This is a genomic window from Paenibacillus sp. FSL R10-2748 (assembly GCF_038005565.1).
GTDB lineage: Bacteria > Bacillota > Bacilli > Paenibacillales > Paenibacillaceae > Paenibacillus > Paenibacillus polymyxa_B.
Window position 1 is genome coordinate 1 of the sequence record NZ_JBBOTK010000009.1, and the last position, 20,718, is coordinate 20,718.

The window sequence follows — 20,718 nt, forward strand, 5'->3', positions numbered from 1 at the left end:
GTGACGGAAGCGGCGATCGACTCAAGCTTCTACGACGAGGAGCTGGCGAAGCTGCCGCAGACAGGCCATGTGCCGATCGGCAAAGCGTGGCTGAATGCGAAATTCTACATCGTGGACGCGCATCTGAACCCGGTGCCGGTCGGGGTGCTGGGCGAGTTGGTTATCGGCGGAGTCGGGGTAGCGCGCGGGTACTTGAACCGTCCGGAGCTGACAGAAGAGAAGTTCGTAGACAGTCCGTTCGCCGCGGGCGAGCGGCTGTACCGCACGGGAGACTTGGCGCGGTGGATGGAGGACGGGAACGTGGACTTCATCGGCCGGATCGACAACCAGGCGAAAATCCGGGGCTACCGGATCGAGACGGGCGAGATCGAGTCGCAGCTGCTGCGGGTGGAAGGCGTGCGCGAAGCGGTGGTGCTGGTTCGAAGTGACGCGAACGGGCAGAAAGCGCTGTGCGCGTACTACACAACGGATGGCGAACTGACGGCGGCAGACCTGAAACGGGCGATCTCCAGCGAGCTGCCGGGTTACATGATCCCGTCGTACTTCGTGGAGCTGGAGCGCCTGCCTCTGACGCCGAACGGGAAAATCGACCGGAAGGCGCTGCCGGCGCCGGAAGGGGGAGCAAGCGCAGGCCGCGAATACGTGGCGCCGCGCACCGAACTGGAGGCGAAACTGGTCGCCATCTGGCAGGACGTGCTCGGGCCGGTCACGATTGGCGTGACGGACAACTTCTTCGACCTCGGCGGGCACTCCCTGCGGGCGACGACGCTGGTCAGCAAGGTGCACAAGGAGCTGAGCGTGGACCTGCCGCTGCGCGATGTGTTCCGGCACTCGACCATCGAAGCGATGGCCGAAGCGATCAGCCAATTGGAGCGGCAGGAACACCTCTCCATTCCAGTTCTGGATAAGAGGGATTACTATCCGCTTTCCTCCGTGCAAAAACGGCTGTACATCCAGCAGCAGATGGAAGGCGCCGAGCTTAGCTACAACATGTCCGGCATGACGGTTCTCGTCGGGCGTTTGGAACGGAATCAATTCGAGGCGGCGCTCAAAGGATTGATAGCTCGTCACGAAATTTTGCGAACCGGCTTCGAAATGGTCGACGGCGAACCGGTACAACGGATTTATCCGGACTTGAAGTTTGCCGTCGAGTATACGAAAGCGACGGAAAGTGAAACGAAGAGCATCGTAGACGGCTTTGTGCGCGTCTTTGATTTGGAGCGGCCGCCGCTGCTGCGTGTGGGCTTAGTCGAATGGGAAGCGGAACGGCATCTGCTCATGCTGGACATTCATCATATCGTCACGGATGGCATGTCGATGGGCATCTTCGTCGAAGAGCTGCTGCGCCTGTATAACGGCGAGACTCTGGAACCGCTTCGGATTCAATACAAGGAATTCGCCGCTTGGCAGCAGTCCGAACCTGTAAAAGAGCGGCTGAAACGTCAGGAAGCCTACTGGCTGGACGTGCTGGAAGGCGAACTGCCGACGCTTGAACTGCCTACGGACTTTGTCAGACCTGCCGCTCGCAGCTTTGAGGGAGATGTGCTGCCTTTCAGCATCGACAAGCAGATGACCGACAGCTTGCAGCGCATCGCCGATGAGAACGGTGCCACCCTTTATATGGTGTTATTGGCGGCCTATTCAATCCTGCTCAGCAAGTACTCGGGACAAGAAGACTTCATTGTAGGCACGCCGGTTTCGGGCCGCACACATGCCGACCTGGAGGCGCTCATCGGAATGTTTGTCAACACTTTGGCGATTCGCCATTATCCGTCCGGGGAGAAGACGTTCCTCGCTTACTTGAACGAAGTCAAAGAAACGATGCTGGGGGCCTACGACCACCAGGATTATCCGTTCGAGGAGCTTGTGAAAAAGCTGCAGGCGCCGCGAGATCAAAGCCGCAATCCTGTATTCGATGTCATGTTTGCTCTGGAAACCAAGGAAGATAACGTTCAAAGCTTCGGGGATATCAAGATCGAATCTTATCCGGAAACTCATACGGTTTCCCAATTTGACCTTACCTTGGTCATTTCGTTGCTGGATGAGGGAATGAACGGGCAGTTTGAATATGCCACTAAGTTGTTTACGCTCAATCTGATCGACAATTTCGCTCAGGACCTGCTCGTGATCATCACCCAAATTTGCGAACAGCCTTCGGTGCTGTTGAAGGATATTTCCCTGAACGGGCAATCCGAACAGGAGCAAGATGTGCTAGAGGCCATTGATATTATTTTCTAATCCCTTACCCGGCTTGGGTGTATGCCGTATTTCTCTCGGTACGCATCCTGCCGGGTGTTTTTTTCCAAATGAAAGGGAAAAATCCACCACAGGAATCTGACGTCAAGTGCCGCTGAGTAACTATTTCAATTTATTGGAAAATCGACAAAACACAACAGACTACTATCCAAATCTGCTTGGTAGTTTTTTTTTTTTGTAAAAGGGGTCGAATAAGCTGAATTGAGATTTTTAAGACTCTCTTTATATCCTGCATTTCCTGCATAAATCCCATTTAGATTTATCATAAAATGATGCTGTTTTTTCAAGGCTTATCCATCGAGATATTTTTTGTGCCAGTTTTTTTGTTCTCAGATCATTATCTCACTCACGGTTAATTGAACGAACAATAGGCTCACCTCATTAGGTTTTTTAATATTGTATGATGGCACGAAGACTGTGCGGCTCCCGTGACACTAGATACCTTGGAAGCCTTAGAACAACAAATAAAAGTAATAAAGCACGATAATGGAATTTATAAACTTAGAACGATTACAGACGAAGAGGATATAATACCTGTACCTGCAATTGGTAAACTGGTTTATAACATTGAAGAGGAAGAATCAACAATTAGAAAAGAAGACGTTAACGGAACTGAACTCGATTACGAAGAATATGATGAAGGGGCTGATTACTTTGTTCCATTACCTACTAATATTAAACCAATAATAGATAGTTTGAATTCACTAGATGACAGAAGAGTTCAAACTGTTATAAATTCTTATTATTGCTAATTGTTGCGTATCACATCTTTCGTTACTTATAAATACACTTGTCTCAAATATCTCGAACGAGAACCAATTGTCAGTTTATTATGACAATTTAATTGAGAGAGTAAAAAAATTTAAGGAAGATCAGAAGGAAGAGTTTATCGGTTTAATGGTGGATATAATTGATTCGCTTAAGGACTATGTTCACAAGGGTCAACTTAATGGGAAAAAGAATTTAGCGAAACCAAACTTAGATAAATTGAGCTACTTTTTAACTATTTGCGGAAAATCAATCTATAAATCTGCTGAATTAGAGTACAAAGATGTCCAAACCGAAGTATGTTTAGTTCCAGGGTATCAAGAGATAATAAGGAAACGTGAAGCTCTTGGAGAAGACAATGGCTTCATTGAAAGAAGTGAATAATGAACTAGTAAGAGATTTGATAGAAGAATTTAATAAAATAAAAATGGATAATAACCTAACTTTAGTTCAAAAAGAGCATCTGAAGACAGCACTTCTTCTTGAACTCTCACGAACTACAGGGCGGTTAGTTCAAATATATGGACAATGGACTAAAGATGGACAGATTATTAGAGATAATTCTTTGAAAAAGAAAATTGATCATTTAAGCACGTTATATGCGACATTCAGTATATTGAGGAAATGGTTATGAAATAGGAATATCCTGAGTCGCTGTAAATGGATTTATTAAGATGTAAAATTATAATAATCCGCCACTGTATAAATATTCTTTAAGGACTGCGGTTAGCTACTTGAGTTGTTTACAAAAGGTAAATTCAATTGGAATGTAAATACGTTATGACTATGATTGAGCGTTAGGGTGCCTTGATGTAACTCAACAATATTCCTAGCGATGGAAAGACCCAGTCCTGCTCCAGTTTGGATACCTTCGCTACTTCTTGAATGGTCAACCTTATAAAAACGATCAAATAGCTTCTCCTCTTGATCTTGCGTGAGGGGAGCTCCTTTATTTTCGACCTCAATCGTAATTTGCTCATGACTCGTTTTCAGTCGAATGCAAATGCCTCCCGGCTTCAAGGAATACTTTAAGGCGTTCATGAGAAGATTATCGATTGCTCTGGCAATTTTATCGCTATCAATGGAGGCAACGATTGGGGAATCACCGATATCTTTTACGATATACACACCGTTTTCTTGAGCAATGGGTTCGAACTCGAACAGCAATTGATCCAAGAGTTGAAATAAATTGATCCTTCTCAGATTTAAGTGGGTATCGACTGAAGTGAGCCGAGTATATTCGAACAAGTCATCGAGCAACTTCTTCAAATGAATTGCTTTGTTATAGGTGTTTTGAACAAAGCGCGTATATTCATCTTTATCCTGATATGAGTCTGTTCTTAAAAGCTCGATATAGCCGATAATGCTTGTCAGAGGCGTGCGCAAGTCATGTGAAATACCTGTGATCAAATCCATCTTGGATTTCTCTATTTCACGTTCTTTTACAATCTGTTGCTCTAAACGTTCTGTCATTCGATTGATGTTGAGCGCAACCCGTCCAAGTTCATCTTGCCGAACAACAGGTACCCGATATTTTAAATTACCTTCGGAAATAATCTGAAGCCCTTGCTCCAATGTAATTAAGTCTCTAACGATTCGCCGTGTCAAAACTAAAAAAGTAAAAATAAACGTTACCATAAACAAGGGGGTAAGAAGATAAGGAAAAAAATTGCGAAACCAATGCCATTCCATAGTACTGCTAATTTTCAAGAAAAGTAAAATGAGAATATCATTTATAGCAATGGCGATAATAAAACTTAGCACCATTCTGATTAAAATGTTGACTTGAATCCGTTTTTTTCGTTTTGACTTTTGTACATGTTCATTCAATTTTATAGCCAACTCCCCACACCGTTTTAATATACTGAGGATCTCTTGGGAACTGCTCTAATTTTTCTCGTAAATTACGAATATGAACCATTACGGTATTATCAGAAAATCCATATGGCGCCTTCCATACATTTTCGTAAATGTGCTCCGAACTAAAAACCTGCCCAGGATGGCTGGCAAGCAAGACCAGAATAGCAAACTCCAGAGGAGTCAACGAAATTTCGTTGCCCTTTAACTTTACGGAATGTTTACTCTTATCGATGATCAGGTCTTTAATAAGAATAAGGGAATTAAATTCTTCTTTTCCTATTAATGTTTGACGACGTAGCTGCGCTTTTACGCGAGCAAGCAATTCTAATGGATTGAACGGTTTGATCATGTAGTCATCGGCCCCGGTAGTCAGTCCGTTAATTTTATCAATATCTTCTTCCTTGGCTGACAGCATGATAATCGGAGTATTCGATATTTCCCTTATTTTAAGGCATGCTCTGATTCCATCCATTCGTGGCATCATGACATCCAAGATAACCAGTTGAATCGGTGTTGTCTTTATGGCATCCAGGGCTTCTTCACCATCGGCTGCTTCAATCACATGGTATCCTTCATTACGTAGATATACATGAATGACATCCCGAATCTCGGAATCATCATCCACAACAAGAATGGTATTCATTACTGACTGCTCCTTCTTTTTTGACTGGGTAGAATAAAGGTATTTAAGGTACCTGAAATTACGCAACTAGTATAGATATCCTGATAATAAGGTAAAGTCTTCACTTTTTCTACATACGCATAAGCAAAACATTTAATGGAGTGAATGAAAGTGCCATCATCATTTAAATTGTTTCCTTTTTGCGACAGACGTAAACGAAAGCGGGAGGGATATTGAAAGGTACTAAATCAATTTTTTCAATGATAAATTTTTCGGAAAGCTGCTTTTTCATTTGAAGCGAATATTGAAAGGCGATAAACAAGCCTCCAGGTTTGAGTGCTTTATAGATCTGTTCAACCAAGGTATCTCTCAATTCACGCTCAAAATTAAAAAAAGGTAGTCCGCTAAAAATACAATCCAGCTGATGAATGTTCTCTTTCTTCATTGCTTCTACTAACTGAGCAGCGTTCGGATGACAGGAGAAGTCTGGGTATTCTGTCTGTAAATTATTCCTCATAGTCTCATTCATCTCAAACAATAACACTTTCGTGGGTTCACTCACCTGGGCGTTGATAAAGCGGGTGATGGCACCTGTACCCGATCCGAGTTCTGCGACTGCCTTAATCTCGTTCCAGGGGGCTTGTTTAACCATTTTGGTCGCTAGAAACCGAGAGCTTGGTATAACACTGCCTACATTTTTTGGGCTGTGAATAAAGCTTTGCAAAAATAAAAGGTATTCATTAAGTTTCAACTGATTTTCCTCCATTACTGTTTTTATTGTCAGGAACAATGCTGAATATGGCACAAAAATTAACAAATTTATTTCTTTTATCGAAACGAATGGATACCGGAACGATTAAAAATGAGAAAATTGAAGTGAAGACATAGGGAGAAAATATCGTACGATTGGGAAGAACATACCGATGCACATGGCCCAATCTCTCTATTTCTGCACCTCTTTATTGTTTCGATACAGAAATCATAATGAAAAAAACTAAGGAATTAATGAGTATATTTCTAAAGAAAATCTAAAGATTCATCTATAGAAGGCTTAAAATCTATATCATCCAACCCAAAAAGCCTTACCAACCAAGTCGGTAAGGCTTTTTTATAAGGGCAAACTGTTCCGCCACGCAACTCAATGATATTTATAGCTATAGAAAGACCTAGTGCGACTCTAATTTGTATCCCTTCATAATGTTGGGGAGGGGGATGTTTATGAGATCGTGTATTTTCTTCTACTTGTATGTGAAGCTATGTTTTCACTAGTACGAGTGGGAATAGGAGAGTGAACTCTCTCTTTTTCAATTTCCATCAGTGCTAAAGAAGTAGAATTACCAAAGTGTTAGGATAAAGTTGAGGTCTGATTAGCTTGGTTAAAAGCTGATCAGACCTTTCCTACATTGGGCGTAAAACAGTTTAAGATGTCAAGCCATGGCTTGGAGGGGAGAATTAAAGGCGTTTTTGTATTACTTCAGAATTTCTTTAGAAATATCCCTATAAGCTCCTAAGATTTTTATAATAATATACTTTCATCGACATTAACGAGGAGGTTAGAACATGATTAGTGATATCGTCTTACAGCTAGTCGATCATTATGGATATCTCTTTTTTTTCTTAGCCTTCTGCCTAGGCCCATTCGGCGTCCCGGTTCCAAATGAAATAACCATACTAACAGGTGGAATTTTGAGTAACAACGGAGCTTTAAACCCGTGGATTGTATATATTGTTATTCTCGCTGGCTTATTTACAGCAATTACAATTGCTTATTTTGCGGGCAGAATCTTTGGAGAAAAATTTAAACTAAAGTTTCAAAACAACCGTCACTTTCAGAAAGCAGAGAAATTTTTTGAACAACACGGAGATATCGCAATGTGTCTTGGACATTTCATACCAGTCATTCGGTATATTTTGCCTGTATTCGTTGGTCTAAACGGTACCTCATACAAGAAGTTTGCTTTGATTTCGTATTCCAGCGCGTTTGTTTGGACCGCTACGTTCTTTACCTTTGGCAAGTTCCTTGGACATTATATATTGGCTTTGCTAGATTTGATCGATCCTAAATTGGCCGTGGTTGCTCTAATGATAGCCGTTGGCACCTTTATCACAACCAAGTGGTTCAAGTCGAAATTATCCAACTTTACTGCATAAGCTGGTGAACAAATGAAAAAAATAGAAGAAAGGGGGAGAGTCATTTGACTTCAAATCAGTATGCAATGTTCTTGCAACGATTTATTAAAAATCCAAAGCGAGTTGGAAGTGTTTTGCCCAGTTCATGGTTTCTGGCGAGTAAAATGGTTCAATCTGTGTCATGGGATGATGTGAGCACAATTGCAGAATTCGGTTCTGGCACAGGAGCTATCACACGCTTTATCGAACTGCGAGTAAATCGATCTGCTAAGGTGTTATTGTTTGAAATGGACGATAAGATGAGGAGGGTTTTGCAAACAACCTACCCAAACTTCTCATGTCATTCAAACGCTTGTCATTTAACAAAAATAATGAATCAAAAAGGTATTGATTCGTTGGACTGTATTATTAGCGGATTACCCTTTTTTAATTTTAAGAGCGAATTAAGAGAAACTTTACTCCATCAAATTACCGAATCCTTAAAACCAGAGGGCAAATTTATCGCTTTTCAATACTCCCTTCAAATGAAGAAACATTTATCTGAGAAATTCATTATTGATAAAATCGATTTTGTGCCCCTCAATTTTCCTCCTGCTTTTGTTTATACATGCCGTAAGAAGGAGGGGATTTAAGTGAGTTATGACACACTAATTCATTGGATTGCGCAGTTTGGTTATGCTGCTTTATTCTTTGCATTATGGCTCGGAATTGTTGGAATGCCAATACCGGACGAGGTTGTCGTTATGACCGGCGGAGCCGTTAGCAAAGTAGGATTACTCCATTATTTCCCAGCATTTATTATCACTTATTTAGGAGTTATCTCCGGGCTATCTCTTGGTTATATTCTAGGCAGGTTTTTCGGTTCGCCGGTGCTGGATAAACTTCGCCATAAAAAAAATTTGGGGAAGCATATACAAACATCAGAACACCTTCTAAATAAATATGGAAATATTGCATTGAGTTTTAGCTACTTTTTTCCGGTGGTGAGGCATATTGTTCCCTATTTAGTCGGAATTAATAAAATGTCATTTCGCCGTTATATTCTTTATTCCTATACAGCCGGTCTTGTTTGGACGTCTGTCTTTTTTGTAGTTGGCCAATTTGCAGGTGGTCATGTGGAAACAATCGGGACAATGATTTATCACTACGGTATATATGTGGGACTTGCCTTAATCATAGGAATTGTCATATTCATGATTCTTAAAAGTCGGAAAAGGAGCAAAGCGTGATGTGTGGAATCAATCTTTAGGAGATTTAGATAATACGGTAGTAGTTCAAATTCTGAATTTACACGAGAAAATAGATGATCTCCCAAGAGAGCCGCGATATATAAAAACCGTTTGGGGAGTTGGGTAGAAAATTGAAACTGATAAACGGCAAAAGAAATGTTTGCTTTGAGATTTTTTTGGCGTTAGTTTTCAGTCTCGTCATTGCATATCTCAGTTTCGCCATTGTAATAACTTGTATCAATTTGTTTGTAAATCGATTACAAGCGGGATATTTTTTTCTAAAGCTAGACCAGCCTTTATTTTCCCCTTTTTTTAAACTGACCCGACACATGTTTAAATACATTTTTGATTTGCCCGAAGGTTCGCAAGTTCACTTTTGATAGATTTAAAGGAAATACAACAAAGTTATGATTTCACTGTTGCTATATATTCTAGCAGCTCAAACGATTTTCACATAAGGCGAAATGCTGATTAAAAATATAAATCGTCATAGTCAGATATACTCCCACCAACTCCCGAATTTCATTTCATCATCAATAATAAGAATCGTTTCTTTGGCATATGAAAGCATCCTTTCTGTGCCTTCAGTTTATGCCGATTTCTCTTAACATAAAAGGAAAGTGATTCTTAAACGTTTCTGAGATTTGATTTTTTGAAAGGAGAGCTGTGATCCATGAAAAAAGGAACGAAAGAAAAAATGTTGATTCTTACCGGAAATTATGGAGATGGTCACATTCAAGTAGCCCAAGCGATACAAGATGCGATGCAAATTCGATTTCCTCATATGGAACCTGTCATTATTGATTTTATGGAATGGGTCCATCCTTATATGAATCATTTGAGTCGAAATGTTTATCTCCAAGCCGTAAAAACATTCCCTCAAGTTTATGGATATCTATATCAGAAAACGCGGAGACAAAACACCCTATCCTATATCATAAAGACCGTTTTTTCTACAGGAATCGGACGAATGATGAAATTGATTAATGAAATACAGCCTGCTATTGTAGTATGCACCTTCCCTTTGGCGGCAGGCGTGATGTCGAAGTTGAAATCATATGGTTCAATCGATATTCATACTGTTACTATCATTACCGATCACACGGATCATAGTTCATGGATTTATCCATATACAGATCAATATATTGTGGGTTCCAGAAGTGTACGTGATTCTTTAATTCAATTAGGTGTTGAAGAGACTCGGATTGCAGATACGGGAATTCCCATTCGCCCGCAATTTTCTCAGTCCATAGAAAGAGAGAAAACAGCTAAGAAGTATGGTTTAGATCCTCATATGCCTACTGTGCTTGTGATGGGAGGAGGTTGCGGCATGATTGGCGATGGAAGCTCTACTATTCAGAAATTTGATCTATTGTCACAGCCTGTACAATTCATCATTGTTTGTGGGCATAATGAAAAACTTCGAATGAAATTGAATGAGAGTCTGAAAATTTCCAAACATCGCATCTATTTAACAGGTTATATTAACTATGTTCATGAGTTAATGGCTATATCTGATATTATGATTACCAAACCAGGAGGAGTCACGACTTTTGAGGCGATTGCTATGGAACTGCCGATGCTACTTTGTAAACCAATCCCTGGTCAAGAACAGGATAATGCCAAATTTTTAGTTCGTTCTGGGGTAGCCATTCATGCAGAGACATCTGGGGATCTAACCGAGCGCCTATCGGAATTACTAGATGATGCAAAACTTCTTCAACATATGATAGAAAATACTAAACAGTTCCATCCTAAAGAGTCCGCGTTTGCTTCATTAGAAGTTATTTTTGGAACTATTGCAATGAATAATAGATCCAGTGAAATAAAGATATGCTCCTAGAAAAAAGGCAAGCATGGATTTATTACTGTTAAAAAGGAGCAGGATCATGAAGCAGACATTCATAATTCTCATTAGTGCATTACTCGTATACACGATTATCCCGACCCTTATAATCCGACTATTTGGAATCGGAGTTTATAAAAGGGGAACGGGCGAGCAGCCCATTGCGTTAACTTTTGATGACGGTCCGGACCCAGAATTTACGCCTCTTTTGCTTGATTTATTAAAGAAATATAATATAAAGGGTACCTTTTTTGTCCTTGGTCGCAAAGCAGAGAAATATCCCGATTTAATCCAACGGATGCACAATGAAGGACATCTTGTCGGAATCCATAATTATGTACATTGGTCAAATGCTTTAATGAGTCCTAAGAGGGTTCGCGAGCAGGTAAACAAAACGGCCAATGTCATTAATCGTATTATTGGAGAGAAAGCCTTCTATTATCGGCCCCCGTGGGGAGTCATTAACCTATTTGATTTTTTTCTGATGAAGCAATTTCGCATGATTCTTTGGTCTGTTATTGTAGGTGACTGGAAGAGCTCTGGCGGCAAGCAAAAAATTAAGCAAAGGCTGCTGTCCAAGCTAAGGGGTGGAGCTGTTATCGTTCTTCATGATAGCGGGCAAACGTTTGGAGCTGACAGGGATGCACCTGCATACATGTTGGAGGCATTAAATGAATTTATCATTGAAGCATTATATACGGGATATTGTTTTCAGAGAGTAGATGAGAAAAGAGCTGCATAATGAACAGGCTAAATATATGAGCATTAATTATGGTACGGCCGTGATAAGCGCGGCTTTTTTGTTTTACATAAACACATTATCTGTCAGCACTCTCGAGGATTATACTTAAAAAACAGAGTAAGTTTAATTTGGATACTAAAAATCAAAACTTAAGCCCGGGACAAAGTATTGTTCGGGGCTTAAGTTTTTTTACTTATACATCAAGGTTGCCGGAGTGGCCTTCTTCTGATCCAATGGAACGGGTCAGAACTCCTTCGAAAGGCAAAGTAAGAGTAAATTTAAATATGTTATTTATATGAATGAGCGTTAAGGTTCCTCCATGCAACTCAATAATGTTTCTAGCAATAGAAAGGCCCAGACCTGCTCCCGTTTGAATGCCTTCACTACTTCTTGAATGGTCTACTTTATAAAAACGATTGAAGAGTTTATTTTCTTGCTCTTGTGTGAGGGGATTCCCTTTATTTTCGATCTCAATACTAATTTGCTTATTATCCAACTTCATTAAAATACGTACGGTTCCTGGCTTTACAGAGTACTTAAGGGCATTCATGAGTAGATTATCGATTGCTCTGGCAATTTTTTTACTGTCAATAACGGTTATAATAGGAGAGTTACCTAAGTCTTTAATAATATGGATACCGTTCTCTTGAGCGATCGGTTCAAATTCAAAAATTAATTGATCTAGAAGCTGGAATACATCGATTTTATTTAGGTCCAGGCGGGTATCGACCGAAGTAAGTCGGGTATATTCAAACAAATCATCGAGCAATTTTTTTAAATGAATAGCTTTGTTATAAGTGTTTTGAACAAATCGCGTATATTCATCTTTATTTTGAAATGAATTTGTTCTTAAGAGTTCTATATAGCCAATAATGCTTGTAAGTGGCGTACGCAAGTCGTGTGATATGCCTGTTATCATTTCCAACTTGGAGATTTCTAGTTCACGTTCCTTTTCGATCTGCTGTTGTAGACGTTCCGCCATCAAGTTGATATTAAACGCAACCCTCCCAAGCTCATCATTTCGCATGACAGGCACTCGATAGCTTAAATTACCCTCGGATATAATTTGAAGCCCCTGCTCCAACGAAATTAAGTCTCTTACGATTCGTCGAGTTAAAGCTAGGAAAGTAATAATAAAGTTAACCATAAACAGGGGGGGGAAAATATACGGAATGAAATTGAGGAGCCACTCGGATTCCATGCCATGGCCAATATCCAGTAAAAGTAAAATGAGCATGTTATTTATGGTTGTGGCGATAATGAGACTTAGCATCATTCTGATTAAAATATTGACCTGAATCATCCTTTTTTTTCGTTTTGGTTTTTGCACATGTTCAGTCAATTTTATAACCAACTCCCCAAATCGTTTTAATATACTGAGGATCTCTGGGGAACTCCTCTAATTTCTCTCGTAAATTACGAATATGGACCATCACGGTATTATCGGAATACCCAATAGGATCTTTCCACACGCTTTCGTAAATCTTATCAAAGCTAAATACTTGCCCAGGGTGGCTTGCAAGCAACTCTAGAATTGAAAACTCAAGAGGGGTCAGCGAAATGTTATTTTCTTTCAATGTAACTGAATGTTTACTCTTATCGATCACAAGATCTTTGATGAATATAACAGAATTAAATTCTTCTTTTCCTATTAATGATTGTCGCTGCAAATGAGCTTTTACTCGAGCGAGTAATTCTAACGGATTAAAAGGTTTTATCATGTAATCGTCCGCACCGGGAGTAAGACCCGAAATTTTACCAATATCTTCTTCCTCCCCCGATAGCATGATAATGGGGGTGCTCGATATTTCCCTTATTTTAATGCAAGCATTAATGCCATCCATTTGTGGCATCTTAATATCTAAGATGACAAGTTCGAAAGAGATTGATCTTATTAAATCTAACGCTTCCAGACCATTTGCAGCTTCTATGACAAAGTATCCTTCATTGCGCAAATAAACGTGAATGACATCTCGAATCTCTGTATCGTCACCTACAACAAGTATTGTATCCATTACATGATGCTCCTTTCCTACTTTTTATGATTACGGCTACTAAAATTCTATAATTAAGGCAAACCCAATGATTGCTACGAAAAGTTTATTAATACCGATTATTGCCCCCCCCTTTTGCGACAGGTATATACAAAAGCTGGAGGGAAATTGAAAGGTACGAACTCGATTTTTTCGATGATTAAATCTTCGGCAAATTTTTTTTTCATTTGAAGTGAGTACTGATAAGCGACAAAAATCCCTTCTGGTTTTAGTGCCTTAATAATCTGATTGAGTAAGGTTTCTCGCATTTCACTCGTAAAATTAAAAAATGGCAATCCGCTAATAATACAATCAAGCTGGCCGATGTCATCTTGATTCAATTTTTTGATTAATTGGCAAGCGTTTGAATGACACGCGAAATCCGAGTATTTTGTCTTCAGAGTAGCTCTCATTTTCTTATCCCTTTCGAACAATAGCACTCTTGTTGATCCGGTTAAATGTGGCTTCATGAAACGTGTAATAGCACCTGTACCTGACCCGAGTTCTGCGACTGCCTTTACCTCATTCCATGGTATAGACTCAACGATTTTAGCTGCTAGAAATCGGGAGCTAGGTATAACACTTCCTACTCGTTGTGGATTTGTGAGAAATCCTTGCAAAAAAAGTAGACATTCACTGATATTCAACTGTTTTTCCCCCATTATTTAATTTCTCCCTTTTGGGTACCCAACAAATAAAGGGATGATATACCGAACAACTGGAAGGAATAATCCAAAACATATTGCCATATCTCCTCGTTTTGTTATTTATATCAATATAAAAATAGTAACGAAAAAATCTAAGGATTTTACGAGGATATATCTAAAGAAAATCTGAAGATATGTACACTATTCAGACTCGAAGTTTGCAAGAAGTGCATGAAAATCAGAAAGCTGATCTGATTGAAGAACCCAAAAAGCCTTGCCAACAAAAAAGTTGGCGAGGCTTTTTATTACGTAAATTGTTGATAAGATTCCCTATAAATAAGATGCGAGAGGGACTACCCCTTACCAACTAATGTTAAGAAATTCTTTAGAAAAATCCTCTAAAGTTCTTCAGAGTTTATCATTATGATGGGTTCATTGCTATAGATAAACCTAATCAGGAGATGATAACGTGACTCACCCTACAAAACAATCCTTCCTTTCAACTTGGCTGTCTCTTCTATGGCTTACAGTGGTTCCGTTATTGTATATTTTTTACGGTATACTTAACCATCCTACCGAACACGTCTATAGCCTCGTAACGGATCTAGATCGCCTAACGCCATTCGTTCCGTCCTTTATTATTCCTTATGTTCTTTGGTACCCGTTCATTGCATCTGTACTGATCGGACTTGCGTTCAAGGACAGAACAGCTTATTACCGGACGCTACTTGCGCTCTGTGGAGGGCTGATCCTTTCTTATATCGTCTATGCCCTTTTCCAAACGGCTGTTCACCGTCCAGACAATCTAGCCCAGACAGGCGTCATCAACCGTTTGGTCTGGTTGGTGTACAGCCATGACCAGCCGTTTAACTGTTTCCCGAGCATTCATGTGCTAACCAGCTACCTGATGCTTCGTGGAGCAAGGGTATTCGGAAGAACGATTCGCTGGGCAGTCACCGCGATGTCTATTGTCATTATAGCGTCCACTTTGCTGGTCAAGCAGCATGTACTAGCAGATGTCGTTGGCGGTATCCTAGCCGGAGAGCTGTTGTACCGATCGGCGGGCATAGCCTTATCATACCTACGGGGACATAGAAATCGCCTGACTCTGAAAGGAGGCGAGCGTCATGTTTCTGCTGAGTAAAGAGAGACGCTCATTCATATCTCATTTTATGAGAAAACCCTGACATATGATTACATTGCTAGATCGTTTCATCCCGAAATACTTTTAGCCAAAGCAGAAAGCAATCTGCACGTGTCTATGATTCATTTGTAGTTGCTCAAAAGAGAACAATAGATAATTCATATAAGAATGTGTTTGTACAATTATTTAAAAATAGAAAGAGGGGGTTCTATGAAAAAACGTATGTTCATTTTATTGCTGTTGGCCTTATCAACCAGTTCTTTTTCAGGGTCCTTTGTTCAAGCAGAGGGGCAGCAATTGGCTTCCAATGCAAGTGTGAAACTAACATTGAGTCAAGCCCAGCAATGGGCGCGATCCAATAGCTTTAGCTTGAAGGAGGCCCAGCAAACGATAGATCGCAATCGGATTAACTTGAAAAATGCAGGTAAGAATCTGGACTTCATTCCCGCAGGTACAGGTAATGGAGAAGAGGATGCGGCCAGTAGTTCAGCATGGAAGGGGTATGCCTCATCGACGGTTTCTTATCTGGAATCCAAGAAGCAAATCGAGCTTGCCCAAGATCAGACAGACTACACTACAATGAAGAACTATTATGAGGTACTTCTGGCTGATAACAAGGTGAAGAGCAGTGAGGATGCACTTTCGCTTGCATTATTGGAGGAAAAAGCTGCTGAGGCAAAAGCCAACCGTGGGAAAATTTCTCCAAGTGATCAAAGCAGCATTATTCAGACTCGTATAGAAGCACAAAAAAATATAGAGATTGCAAAAGCTGCGTTGCAAAAAGCGATGGATTCACTAAATACCCAAATGGGGCAACCGCAAGGTACGGTCTATGAACTGGTGGATCGACCTGTTTACCGAAAAATGGATAGCACGAATTTGGATACGCTTGTGACACGTGCCATTTCGGCGAGTCCTTCGGTATGGAGACAGGAGGAGGCTGTCAAGCTGGCAAAGATGGAAGTTAAATATTACACGTGGAACTCAGGGAATGATGATTATGAAATTAAACAGATTGATGTAGATTCAGCACAAGGTGGACTGGAAAATACCAAAGACCAATTGGCAGAAACATTGAAGAGTATGTACTTTAATTTACAGCAAAATGATGAGCAATACGAACAACTGCAAAGTAATCTGCAGAACGCTAATAAAGTATTAAACATTTCTCGTAAAAAAAAGGAACGGGGATTTGCCACAGGTATGGAGGTCGCTACTAATCAGTTAAAAGTGAAGCAAATAGAACGGAATATGGATGAATTGATTGTTCAAATGACACAGTTACAACATGCTTTAAACAAACCGTGGAGTGTATAGGATTTAAAAAAATATATTTAAGGGGATATGACATTGCCGGAAACAGTAAAAAAAGATGCATTGCAAATATTAAGAAAAAAAAGAAGATTAAAAGTGATCATAGGTATTCTGGCCTTGATCATTATAGTGGGAATCGGTGGTACTGTTTATATGAATAGGGGGCAGGAAAAGCCCGTGGAGGGTCCTGCGAATCAGATTGTTCAGGTGAAAAAAAACAATATAACCGAATCGCTTGCCGTGACTGGGACCGTTCAGGCTTCCAAGGAAGTGAATATTAATTTTACAAATGTCGAGGGTGCCAAGCTCATTGCGGTCAATGTCAAAGCAGGAGATAGTGTTAAGGCGGGCCAGGTTTTAGCTCGTTTAGATGATTCAGATGCCAAATTACAAATTAAAGATGCCCAGTCCAATGTTGCGATTGCAAGGGCCAAGCTAGAGGAAGCCAAGCGTGGACCAAAGCAAATTGATATTGAGCTCCAGAAGGCAAATGTCCTAAAGACACAGATGGCGATTAAAACAGCCAAGGACGGGATGGAGTTAGAGGAAGCCGCTGCACAAAAAGAGGTTGCCAAGGTGACCTTGGATAAAGCCCAGAAGGATTATGATGACCAGACTTATCTAGTTCAGAATGATGCGGCCGCAGAAAGTGACCTGGCGACGGCCAAGCAAAGCTTGGATAAGGCAAAATTGGATATGAGTAATGCCGAGCTTCAATACAAGAAGGCACAGATCAGACAAAACCAGGCTATTGAAGATGCTGAAATGGGTTATAAAACCGCTTTAATTCAATTAAAGGCAGCACAGTCCCCGCCTGAAGCTTCCAACATTCAATCTGCACAGGCTTCTTTACAGCAGGCCGAAACAGAGTTGGAGCAAAAGAAAAGTGTTCTGAATAAATTACAGGTTACGGCGCCGTGGGATGGGATTGTTTTGAAGGTCAACGGCGATGTGGGCACCAGTCCTACTGCACCTTTTATCATAATGAATAACTCCAATACAGGGGTCATGAAGGTTAGTGCCAAGGTTAACGAAAGTGATATCGCCAAATTGAAGACCGGACTTCAGGCTACAATGCATACCAATTCATTTCCGGACAAGCAATTCAAAGGAGAAGTTCTTTTTGTTTCTCCAGAGCCAGTTGTGGAATCCAATGTGACTACATACAAAGTTGAATTGTCTTTGGATAGCCAAAAAATAAGGCTGCAACCGGGGATGAACATGGATGTATCCCTTCTGTTAGCTGAACACAAAGACGCGCTGTCTGTGCCATTGTTTGCATTGAGATCTGAAGGTGGTGTAGATGGAGTATATGTGGCGAAGAACGCGGCAAATCCTGCTGATTATGGATTTAGACCGGTGAAACTAGGCGTATATACAGCGGATCAGGCCGAAATCAAGTCTGGTGTCAAGGAAGGCGAAACTATTGTTATTCCTCCTCAGAACAGCAGTGCTGATCCGAATGGCAGTGGAGGGGGGCAGGCACAATGAGCGAAACTCAATCCAATAAAACGGTGATCGAAATTAAAGAACTGAAAAAAATGTATGAAGTAGGCGGTCAGGAGATTCAGGCTCTGCGCAGCGTGAATTTATCCATTAGCGAAGGTGAGTTTGTTGCTATCATGGGACCCTCTGGTTCGGGCAAGTCTACCATGATGAATGTCATTGGTTGCCTGGATCATCCGGATACCGGAAAATACTACCTGGATGGGTATTCCATATTGGATGCTCGTGAGAACGAACTTTCGGAGATTAGAAATCAGAAACTAGGTTTTGTGTTTCAAAAATTTTATTTACTTCCCCGAACTACAGCATTAGCCAATGTAGAGCTACCTATGATGTATGCAGGTATACCTGCCAAGGAACGCCGGGAACGAGCCGTGGAGGCGCTACGAAGCGTTGGCCTTGCCGAACGGATGTATAACAAGCCTAACGAGCTTTCTGGTGGTCAGCAGCAGCGTGTCTCCATTGCACGTGCATTGGTAAATAATCCTGTTATTCTGCTGGCAGATGAACCTACGGGCGCACTGGATACGAAAACGAGTATTGAGATTATGGAACTGTTTCAAGGGTTGAATGAGCTGGGAAAAACTATAGTTCTGGTTACTCATGAGCTGGAAATAGCTGAATATGCCAAACGATTGATTAGTTTTCGGGATGGCAATATTGAGCGGGATGAGCAAATTACGAATAGACGAATTTCATCAAGGACGGTAAGCCTATGAATGTGATGGAAACGATCCGTGTATCAATGAATAGCTTAACCACCAACAAGATGCGTTCATTTTTAACGATACTCGGTATTATTATTGGGGTGGCAGCGGTTATTGCCATTATGGCAATCGGAAACGGTTCTAAAGCCAGTATTAAGGAGGAAATAAATAGTCTAGGGAATAACGTGATTATGGTTGCTCCAGCCATGCCAATGACCGAGGAAGAAGTCAATGGGGACAACTTGCCCTCCTTTACGTGGGCTGATATCAAGGCAATGGAACAAAAGAGTTCGATTGCGGCATTAATGCCCAGTATTTCGAGCAATTCAAAAGTTGTATGGGGTCGATATAACTATAATGCAACTATTATAGGAACATCCGCTTCATTTTATAAAGTTAAAAAGTTTTCCTTTGCTGAAGGCAGGACATTTACCAACGATGAGTTGGATAAACGTATGAATGTTGCTATTCTGGAAAGCCAAGCGGTTGTACGTCTTTTTGGTGGGGATACCAAAAACGTGGTGGGACGAACGTTTCAAATTAAACAGATCCCCTTCAAAGTGATCGGAGTATTGAATTCTCAGCCCGTTACGAATTTAAGCCGCAGTACAAATGATCAAATTTACATCCCTGCTACAACCATGATGAACCGTCTGGGTGAGAGAAATATCACCAGCCTGGATGTCTCCGCCAAGTCACCAGCTATGATGGATCAAGCTCGTTCAGATATATTGGGGAGCTTGCGTGTGACGCATCAGCTAAAACCCTCAGAACCGGATCAATTTCAAACTATGAGTCTGTCCGAAGCAGCAGGTGCAGCTTTGGGTGTAGATGATATCATGAGCAAATTGCTGGGAGGTGTAGCCGCAATATCGCTCGTGGTAGGGGGAATCGGAATTATGAATATTATGATGGTCTCCGTTATAGAGCGTACAAGAGAAATCGGTATTCGCAAAGCGATTGGCGCCAAGCCTAGAGATATTATGATTCAATTCCTGTTCGAAGCAGTCATTTTCGGTCTAATGGGAGGTATACTTGGGGTTGCTGCTGGCATAGGAGCGTCTAAAATAATTGAAGCAACAACTCGTATGACCATTGAATTCACGGTCTCGCCGATCATATATTCGTTTCTTAGCTCTGCAGGTATAGGTATCTTATTTGGGGTATACCCAGCTTATAAAGCAGCGAGATTGAAGCCGATAGATGCATTGAGATACGAATAATTTTATTGAAAAATGTTCATGAAACGTAAATAGGTATTGTTGAGGGTGCAGTATTTGTTGAAAAGCAATCGAAACAGGAAGGAAAAGTAATGCCAAAAATCTTGCTATAGATGTATTAAGAAAACGAAAAAAGATGAGAGAATACTCTTCACATAGAGAACTATTTGATTATCACTGGGATACCCTCGATTTTGTAATTCAAGAGGAAGTCGAGCGAATTCTTTTGATGGTAAGTAATGACGAGCAAAGGACTGTACTCGAATTGCGCCTAGTCCAAGGATACTCCATAAAAGAAACAGCTAAAATTTTAAACAAGAGCGAAGCTGCCGTGAAGTCGTCGCTGTACAGAGCTTCTAAACATATTAAATTAAGATATATTTCATGAACTGATTGGGAAGAACCTAATAAGCAGTAGGACTGACAGTATTCTTTTTGCTGAAAGAGCTTTTTTTTCAAGCTCTGATCCTTAAATATCTTTTTATTGATCCAACTAATACCTCTAGTTTATCTGTTATCTAATACAATAAACCACGTTTTTTATGTCTAGAAGAGTGTAGGTAGAATAGTTGAGTCAAAACATTAAAAGGTGGTCATTTGACCACCTTAGGATGTGAAGGAATTGCGAATATCTAACCGTGAAAAATAATTACTTTCATTCTATTACCCTCATTTTTTCAGTCCACGTAACTGT

Annotated in this window: 22 protein-coding genes; 16 read left to right on the top strand and 6 right to left on the bottom strand. The window is 40.8% G+C overall.

From position 1 onward, the window contains the following. The 4 genes from NSS66_RS22175 to NSS66_RS22190 form a co-directional block, all read left to right on the top strand. The coding region (locus NSS66_RS22175) for a condensation domain-containing protein (RefSeq protein ID WP_340959792.1) at positions 1-2,238 on the top strand (2,238 nt) is incomplete at its 5' end. A 446-nt stretch (positions 2,239-2,684) separates the two neighbouring features. Beyond that, a complete protein-coding gene (locus NSS66_RS22180) occupies positions 2,685-3,008 on the top strand; it encodes a hypothetical protein (protein WP_068938307.1) in 324 nt (107 codons plus the stop codon). 67 nt (positions 3,009-3,075) lie between these two features. Next, the gene (locus NSS66_RS22185) at positions 3,076-3,408 is read left to right on the top strand and encodes a hypothetical protein (RefSeq protein WP_053326166.1); all 333 of its coding nucleotides are present in this window, start codon (positions 3,076-3,078) and stop codon (positions 3,406-3,408) included. Then, a complete protein-coding gene (locus NSS66_RS22190) occupies positions 3,383-3,658 on the top strand; it encodes a hypothetical protein (protein ID WP_023990460.1) in 276 nt (91 codons plus the stop codon). The genes NSS66_RS22185 and NSS66_RS22190 overlap by 26 nt, the downstream gene beginning before the upstream one ends. Positions 3,659-3,750: 92 nt before the next feature. Here NSS66_RS22190 and NSS66_RS22195 read toward each other — a convergent pair whose 3' ends face one another. The 3 genes from NSS66_RS22195 to NSS66_RS22205 form a co-directional block, all read right to left on the bottom strand. After that, positions 3,751-4,854, bottom strand: a complete 1,104-nt coding sequence (locus NSS66_RS22195) for a sensor histidine kinase (protein ID WP_340959793.1) — start codon at positions 4,852-4,854, stop codon at positions 3,751-3,753. Continuing rightward, positions 4,847-5,527 (bottom strand): response regulator transcription factor, encoded by a 681-nt coding sequence (locus NSS66_RS22200; RefSeq protein ID WP_023990458.1) that lies wholly within the window; start codon positions 5,525-5,527, stop codon positions 4,847-4,849. Before NSS66_RS22200 ends, NSS66_RS22195 begins: the two co-directional genes overlap by 8 nt. A gap of 163 nt (positions 5,528-5,690) precedes the next feature. After that, on the bottom strand, positions 5,691-6,257 hold the full coding sequence (locus tag NSS66_RS22205; protein WP_081365978.1) for a class I SAM-dependent methyltransferase: 567 nt from the start codon (positions 6,255-6,257) through the stop codon (positions 5,691-5,693). A gap of 809 nt (positions 6,258-7,066) precedes the next feature. Here NSS66_RS22205 and NSS66_RS22210 point away from each other — a divergent pair. The 6 genes from NSS66_RS22210 (at position 7,067) to NSS66_RS22235 (ending at position 11,453) form a co-directional block, all read left to right on the top strand. Continuing rightward, positions 7,067-7,657: a DedA family protein gene (locus NSS66_RS22210; RefSeq protein ID WP_023990456.1), complete on the top strand. Its 591-nt coding sequence runs from the start codon at positions 7,067-7,069 to the stop codon at positions 7,655-7,657. Positions 7,658-7,701: 44 nt separating this feature from the next. Next, entirely contained in the window at positions 7,702-8,268 is a 567-nt protein-coding gene (locus NSS66_RS22215; RefSeq protein WP_340959794.1) for a class I SAM-dependent methyltransferase, read from the top strand. Next, the gene (locus NSS66_RS22220) at positions 8,269-8,865 is read left to right on the top strand and encodes a DedA family protein (RefSeq protein ID WP_068938306.1); all 597 of its coding nucleotides are present in this window, start codon (positions 8,269-8,271) and stop codon (positions 8,863-8,865) included. A 1-nt stretch (position 8,866) separates the two neighbouring features. Continuing rightward, positions 8,867-8,992, top strand: a complete 126-nt coding sequence (locus NSS66_RS22225; protein ID WP_445671363.1) for a winged helix-turn-helix domain-containing protein — start codon at positions 8,867-8,869, stop codon at positions 8,990-8,992. 546 nt (positions 8,993-9,538) lie between these two features. Beyond that, positions 9,539-10,708 carry an MGDG synthase family glycosyltransferase gene (locus NSS66_RS22230; RefSeq protein WP_023990452.1) on the top strand — a complete coding sequence of 390 codons (1,170 nt, stop codon included), beginning with the start codon at positions 9,539-9,541 and terminating at the stop codon, positions 10,706-10,708. A 46-nt stretch (positions 10,709-10,754) separates the two neighbouring features. After that, positions 10,755-11,453, top strand: a complete 699-nt coding sequence (locus NSS66_RS22235; RefSeq protein ID WP_023990451.1) for a polysaccharide deacetylase family protein — start codon at positions 10,755-10,757, stop codon at positions 11,451-11,453. A 193-nt stretch (positions 11,454-11,646) separates the two neighbouring features. On the opposite strand, the gene NSS66_RS22240 is transcribed toward NSS66_RS22235, so the two are convergent. The 3 genes from NSS66_RS22240 to NSS66_RS22250 all read right to left on the bottom strand — a co-directional run bounded on the left by NSS66_RS22240 (position 11,647) and on the right by NSS66_RS22250 (position 14,148). Next, the gene (locus NSS66_RS22240; protein ID WP_075154804.1) at positions 11,647-12,795 is read right to left on the bottom strand and encodes a sensor histidine kinase; all 1,149 of its coding nucleotides are present in this window, start codon (positions 12,793-12,795) and stop codon (positions 11,647-11,649) included. Then, the gene (locus NSS66_RS22245) at positions 12,788-13,468 is read right to left on the bottom strand and encodes a response regulator transcription factor (protein WP_023990449.1); all 681 of its coding nucleotides are present in this window, start codon (positions 13,466-13,468) and stop codon (positions 12,788-12,790) included. Before NSS66_RS22245 ends, NSS66_RS22240 begins: the two co-directional genes overlap by 8 nt. 98 nt (positions 13,469-13,566) lie before the next feature. Beyond that, the gene (locus NSS66_RS22250; RefSeq protein ID WP_264454492.1) at positions 13,567-14,148 is read right to left on the bottom strand and encodes a class I SAM-dependent methyltransferase; all 582 of its coding nucleotides are present in this window, start codon (positions 14,146-14,148) and stop codon (positions 13,567-13,569) included. Between the two features lie 454 nt (positions 14,149-14,602). Between NSS66_RS22250 and NSS66_RS22255 the strand changes: the two genes are divergently transcribed. The 6 genes from NSS66_RS22255 to NSS66_RS22280 all read left to right on the top strand — a co-directional run bounded on the left by NSS66_RS22255 (position 14,603) and on the right by NSS66_RS22280 (position 20,412). Further along, a complete protein-coding gene (locus tag NSS66_RS22255) occupies positions 14,603-15,277 on the top strand; it encodes a phosphatase PAP2 family protein (RefSeq protein ID WP_023990447.1) in 675 nt (224 codons plus the stop codon). 210 nt (positions 15,278-15,487) lie between these two features. Then, positions 15,488-16,594 (top strand): TolC family protein, encoded by a 1,107-nt coding sequence (locus tag NSS66_RS22260; RefSeq protein WP_076295693.1) that lies wholly within the window; start codon positions 15,488-15,490, stop codon positions 16,592-16,594. A 33-nt stretch (positions 16,595-16,627) separates the two neighbouring features. Beyond that, the gene (locus tag NSS66_RS22265) at positions 16,628-18,082 is read left to right on the top strand and encodes an efflux RND transporter periplasmic adaptor subunit (RefSeq protein WP_076295692.1); all 1,455 of its coding nucleotides are present in this window, start codon (positions 16,628-16,630) and stop codon (positions 18,080-18,082) included. Beyond that, positions 18,079-18,816, top strand: a complete 738-nt coding sequence (locus NSS66_RS22270) for an ABC transporter ATP-binding protein (RefSeq protein WP_023990444.1) — start codon at positions 18,079-18,081, stop codon at positions 18,814-18,816. The genes NSS66_RS22265 and NSS66_RS22270 overlap by 4 nt, the downstream gene beginning before the upstream one ends. Beyond that, positions 18,813-20,027, top strand: coding sequence for an ABC transporter permease (locus NSS66_RS22275; protein ID WP_279835098.1), 1,215 nt, complete (start codon positions 18,813-18,815; stop codon positions 20,025-20,027). The genes NSS66_RS22270 and NSS66_RS22275 overlap by 4 nt, the downstream gene beginning before the upstream one ends. A 133-nt stretch (positions 20,028-20,160) precedes the next feature. Further along, a complete protein-coding gene (locus NSS66_RS22280; protein ID WP_226887837.1) occupies positions 20,161-20,412 on the top strand; it encodes an RNA polymerase sigma factor in 252 nt (83 codons plus the stop codon). Positions 20,413-20,718 lie beyond the last annotated feature (306 nt).

Bases quoted from the DNA above. Each gene is read 5' to 3' on its own strand.
- NSS66_RS22190 (WP_023990460.1), top strand. From the start codon at position 3,383: ATGGCTTCATTGAAAGAAGTGAATAATGAACTAGTAAGAGATTTGATA.
- NSS66_RS22200 (WP_023990458.1), bottom strand. From the start codon at position 5,527: ATGAATACCATTCTTGTTGTGGATGATGATTCCGAGATTCGGGATGTC.
- NSS66_RS22210 (WP_023990456.1), top strand. From the start codon at position 7,067: ATGATTAGTGATATCGTCTTACAGCTAGTCGATCATTATGGATATCTC.
- NSS66_RS22230 (WP_023990452.1), top strand. From the start codon at position 9,539: ATGAAAAAAGGAACGAAAGAAAAAATGTTGATTCTTACCGGAAATTAT.
- NSS66_RS22235 (WP_023990451.1), top strand. From the start codon at position 10,755: ATGAAGCAGACATTCATAATTCTCATTAGTGCATTACTCGTATACACG.
- NSS66_RS22245 (WP_023990449.1), bottom strand. From the start codon at position 13,468: ATGGATACAATACTTGTTGTAGGTGACGATACAGAGATTCGAGATGTC.
- NSS66_RS22250 (WP_264454492.1), bottom strand. From the start codon at position 14,148: ATGGGGGAAAAACAGTTGAATATCAGTGAATGTCTACTTTTTTTGCAA.
- NSS66_RS22260 (WP_076295693.1), top strand. From the start codon at position 15,488: ATGAAAAAACGTATGTTCATTTTATTGCTGTTGGCCTTATCAACCAGT.
- NSS66_RS22270 (WP_023990444.1), top strand. From the start codon at position 18,079: ATGAGCGAAACTCAATCCAATAAAACGGTGATCGAAATTAAAGAACTG.
- NSS66_RS22275 (WP_279835098.1), top strand. From the start codon at position 18,813: ATGAATGTGATGGAAACGATCCGTGTATCAATGAATAGCTTAACCACC.
- NSS66_RS22280 (WP_226887837.1), top strand. From the start codon at position 20,161: ATGAGAGAATACTCTTCACATAGAGAACTATTTGATTATCACTGGGAT.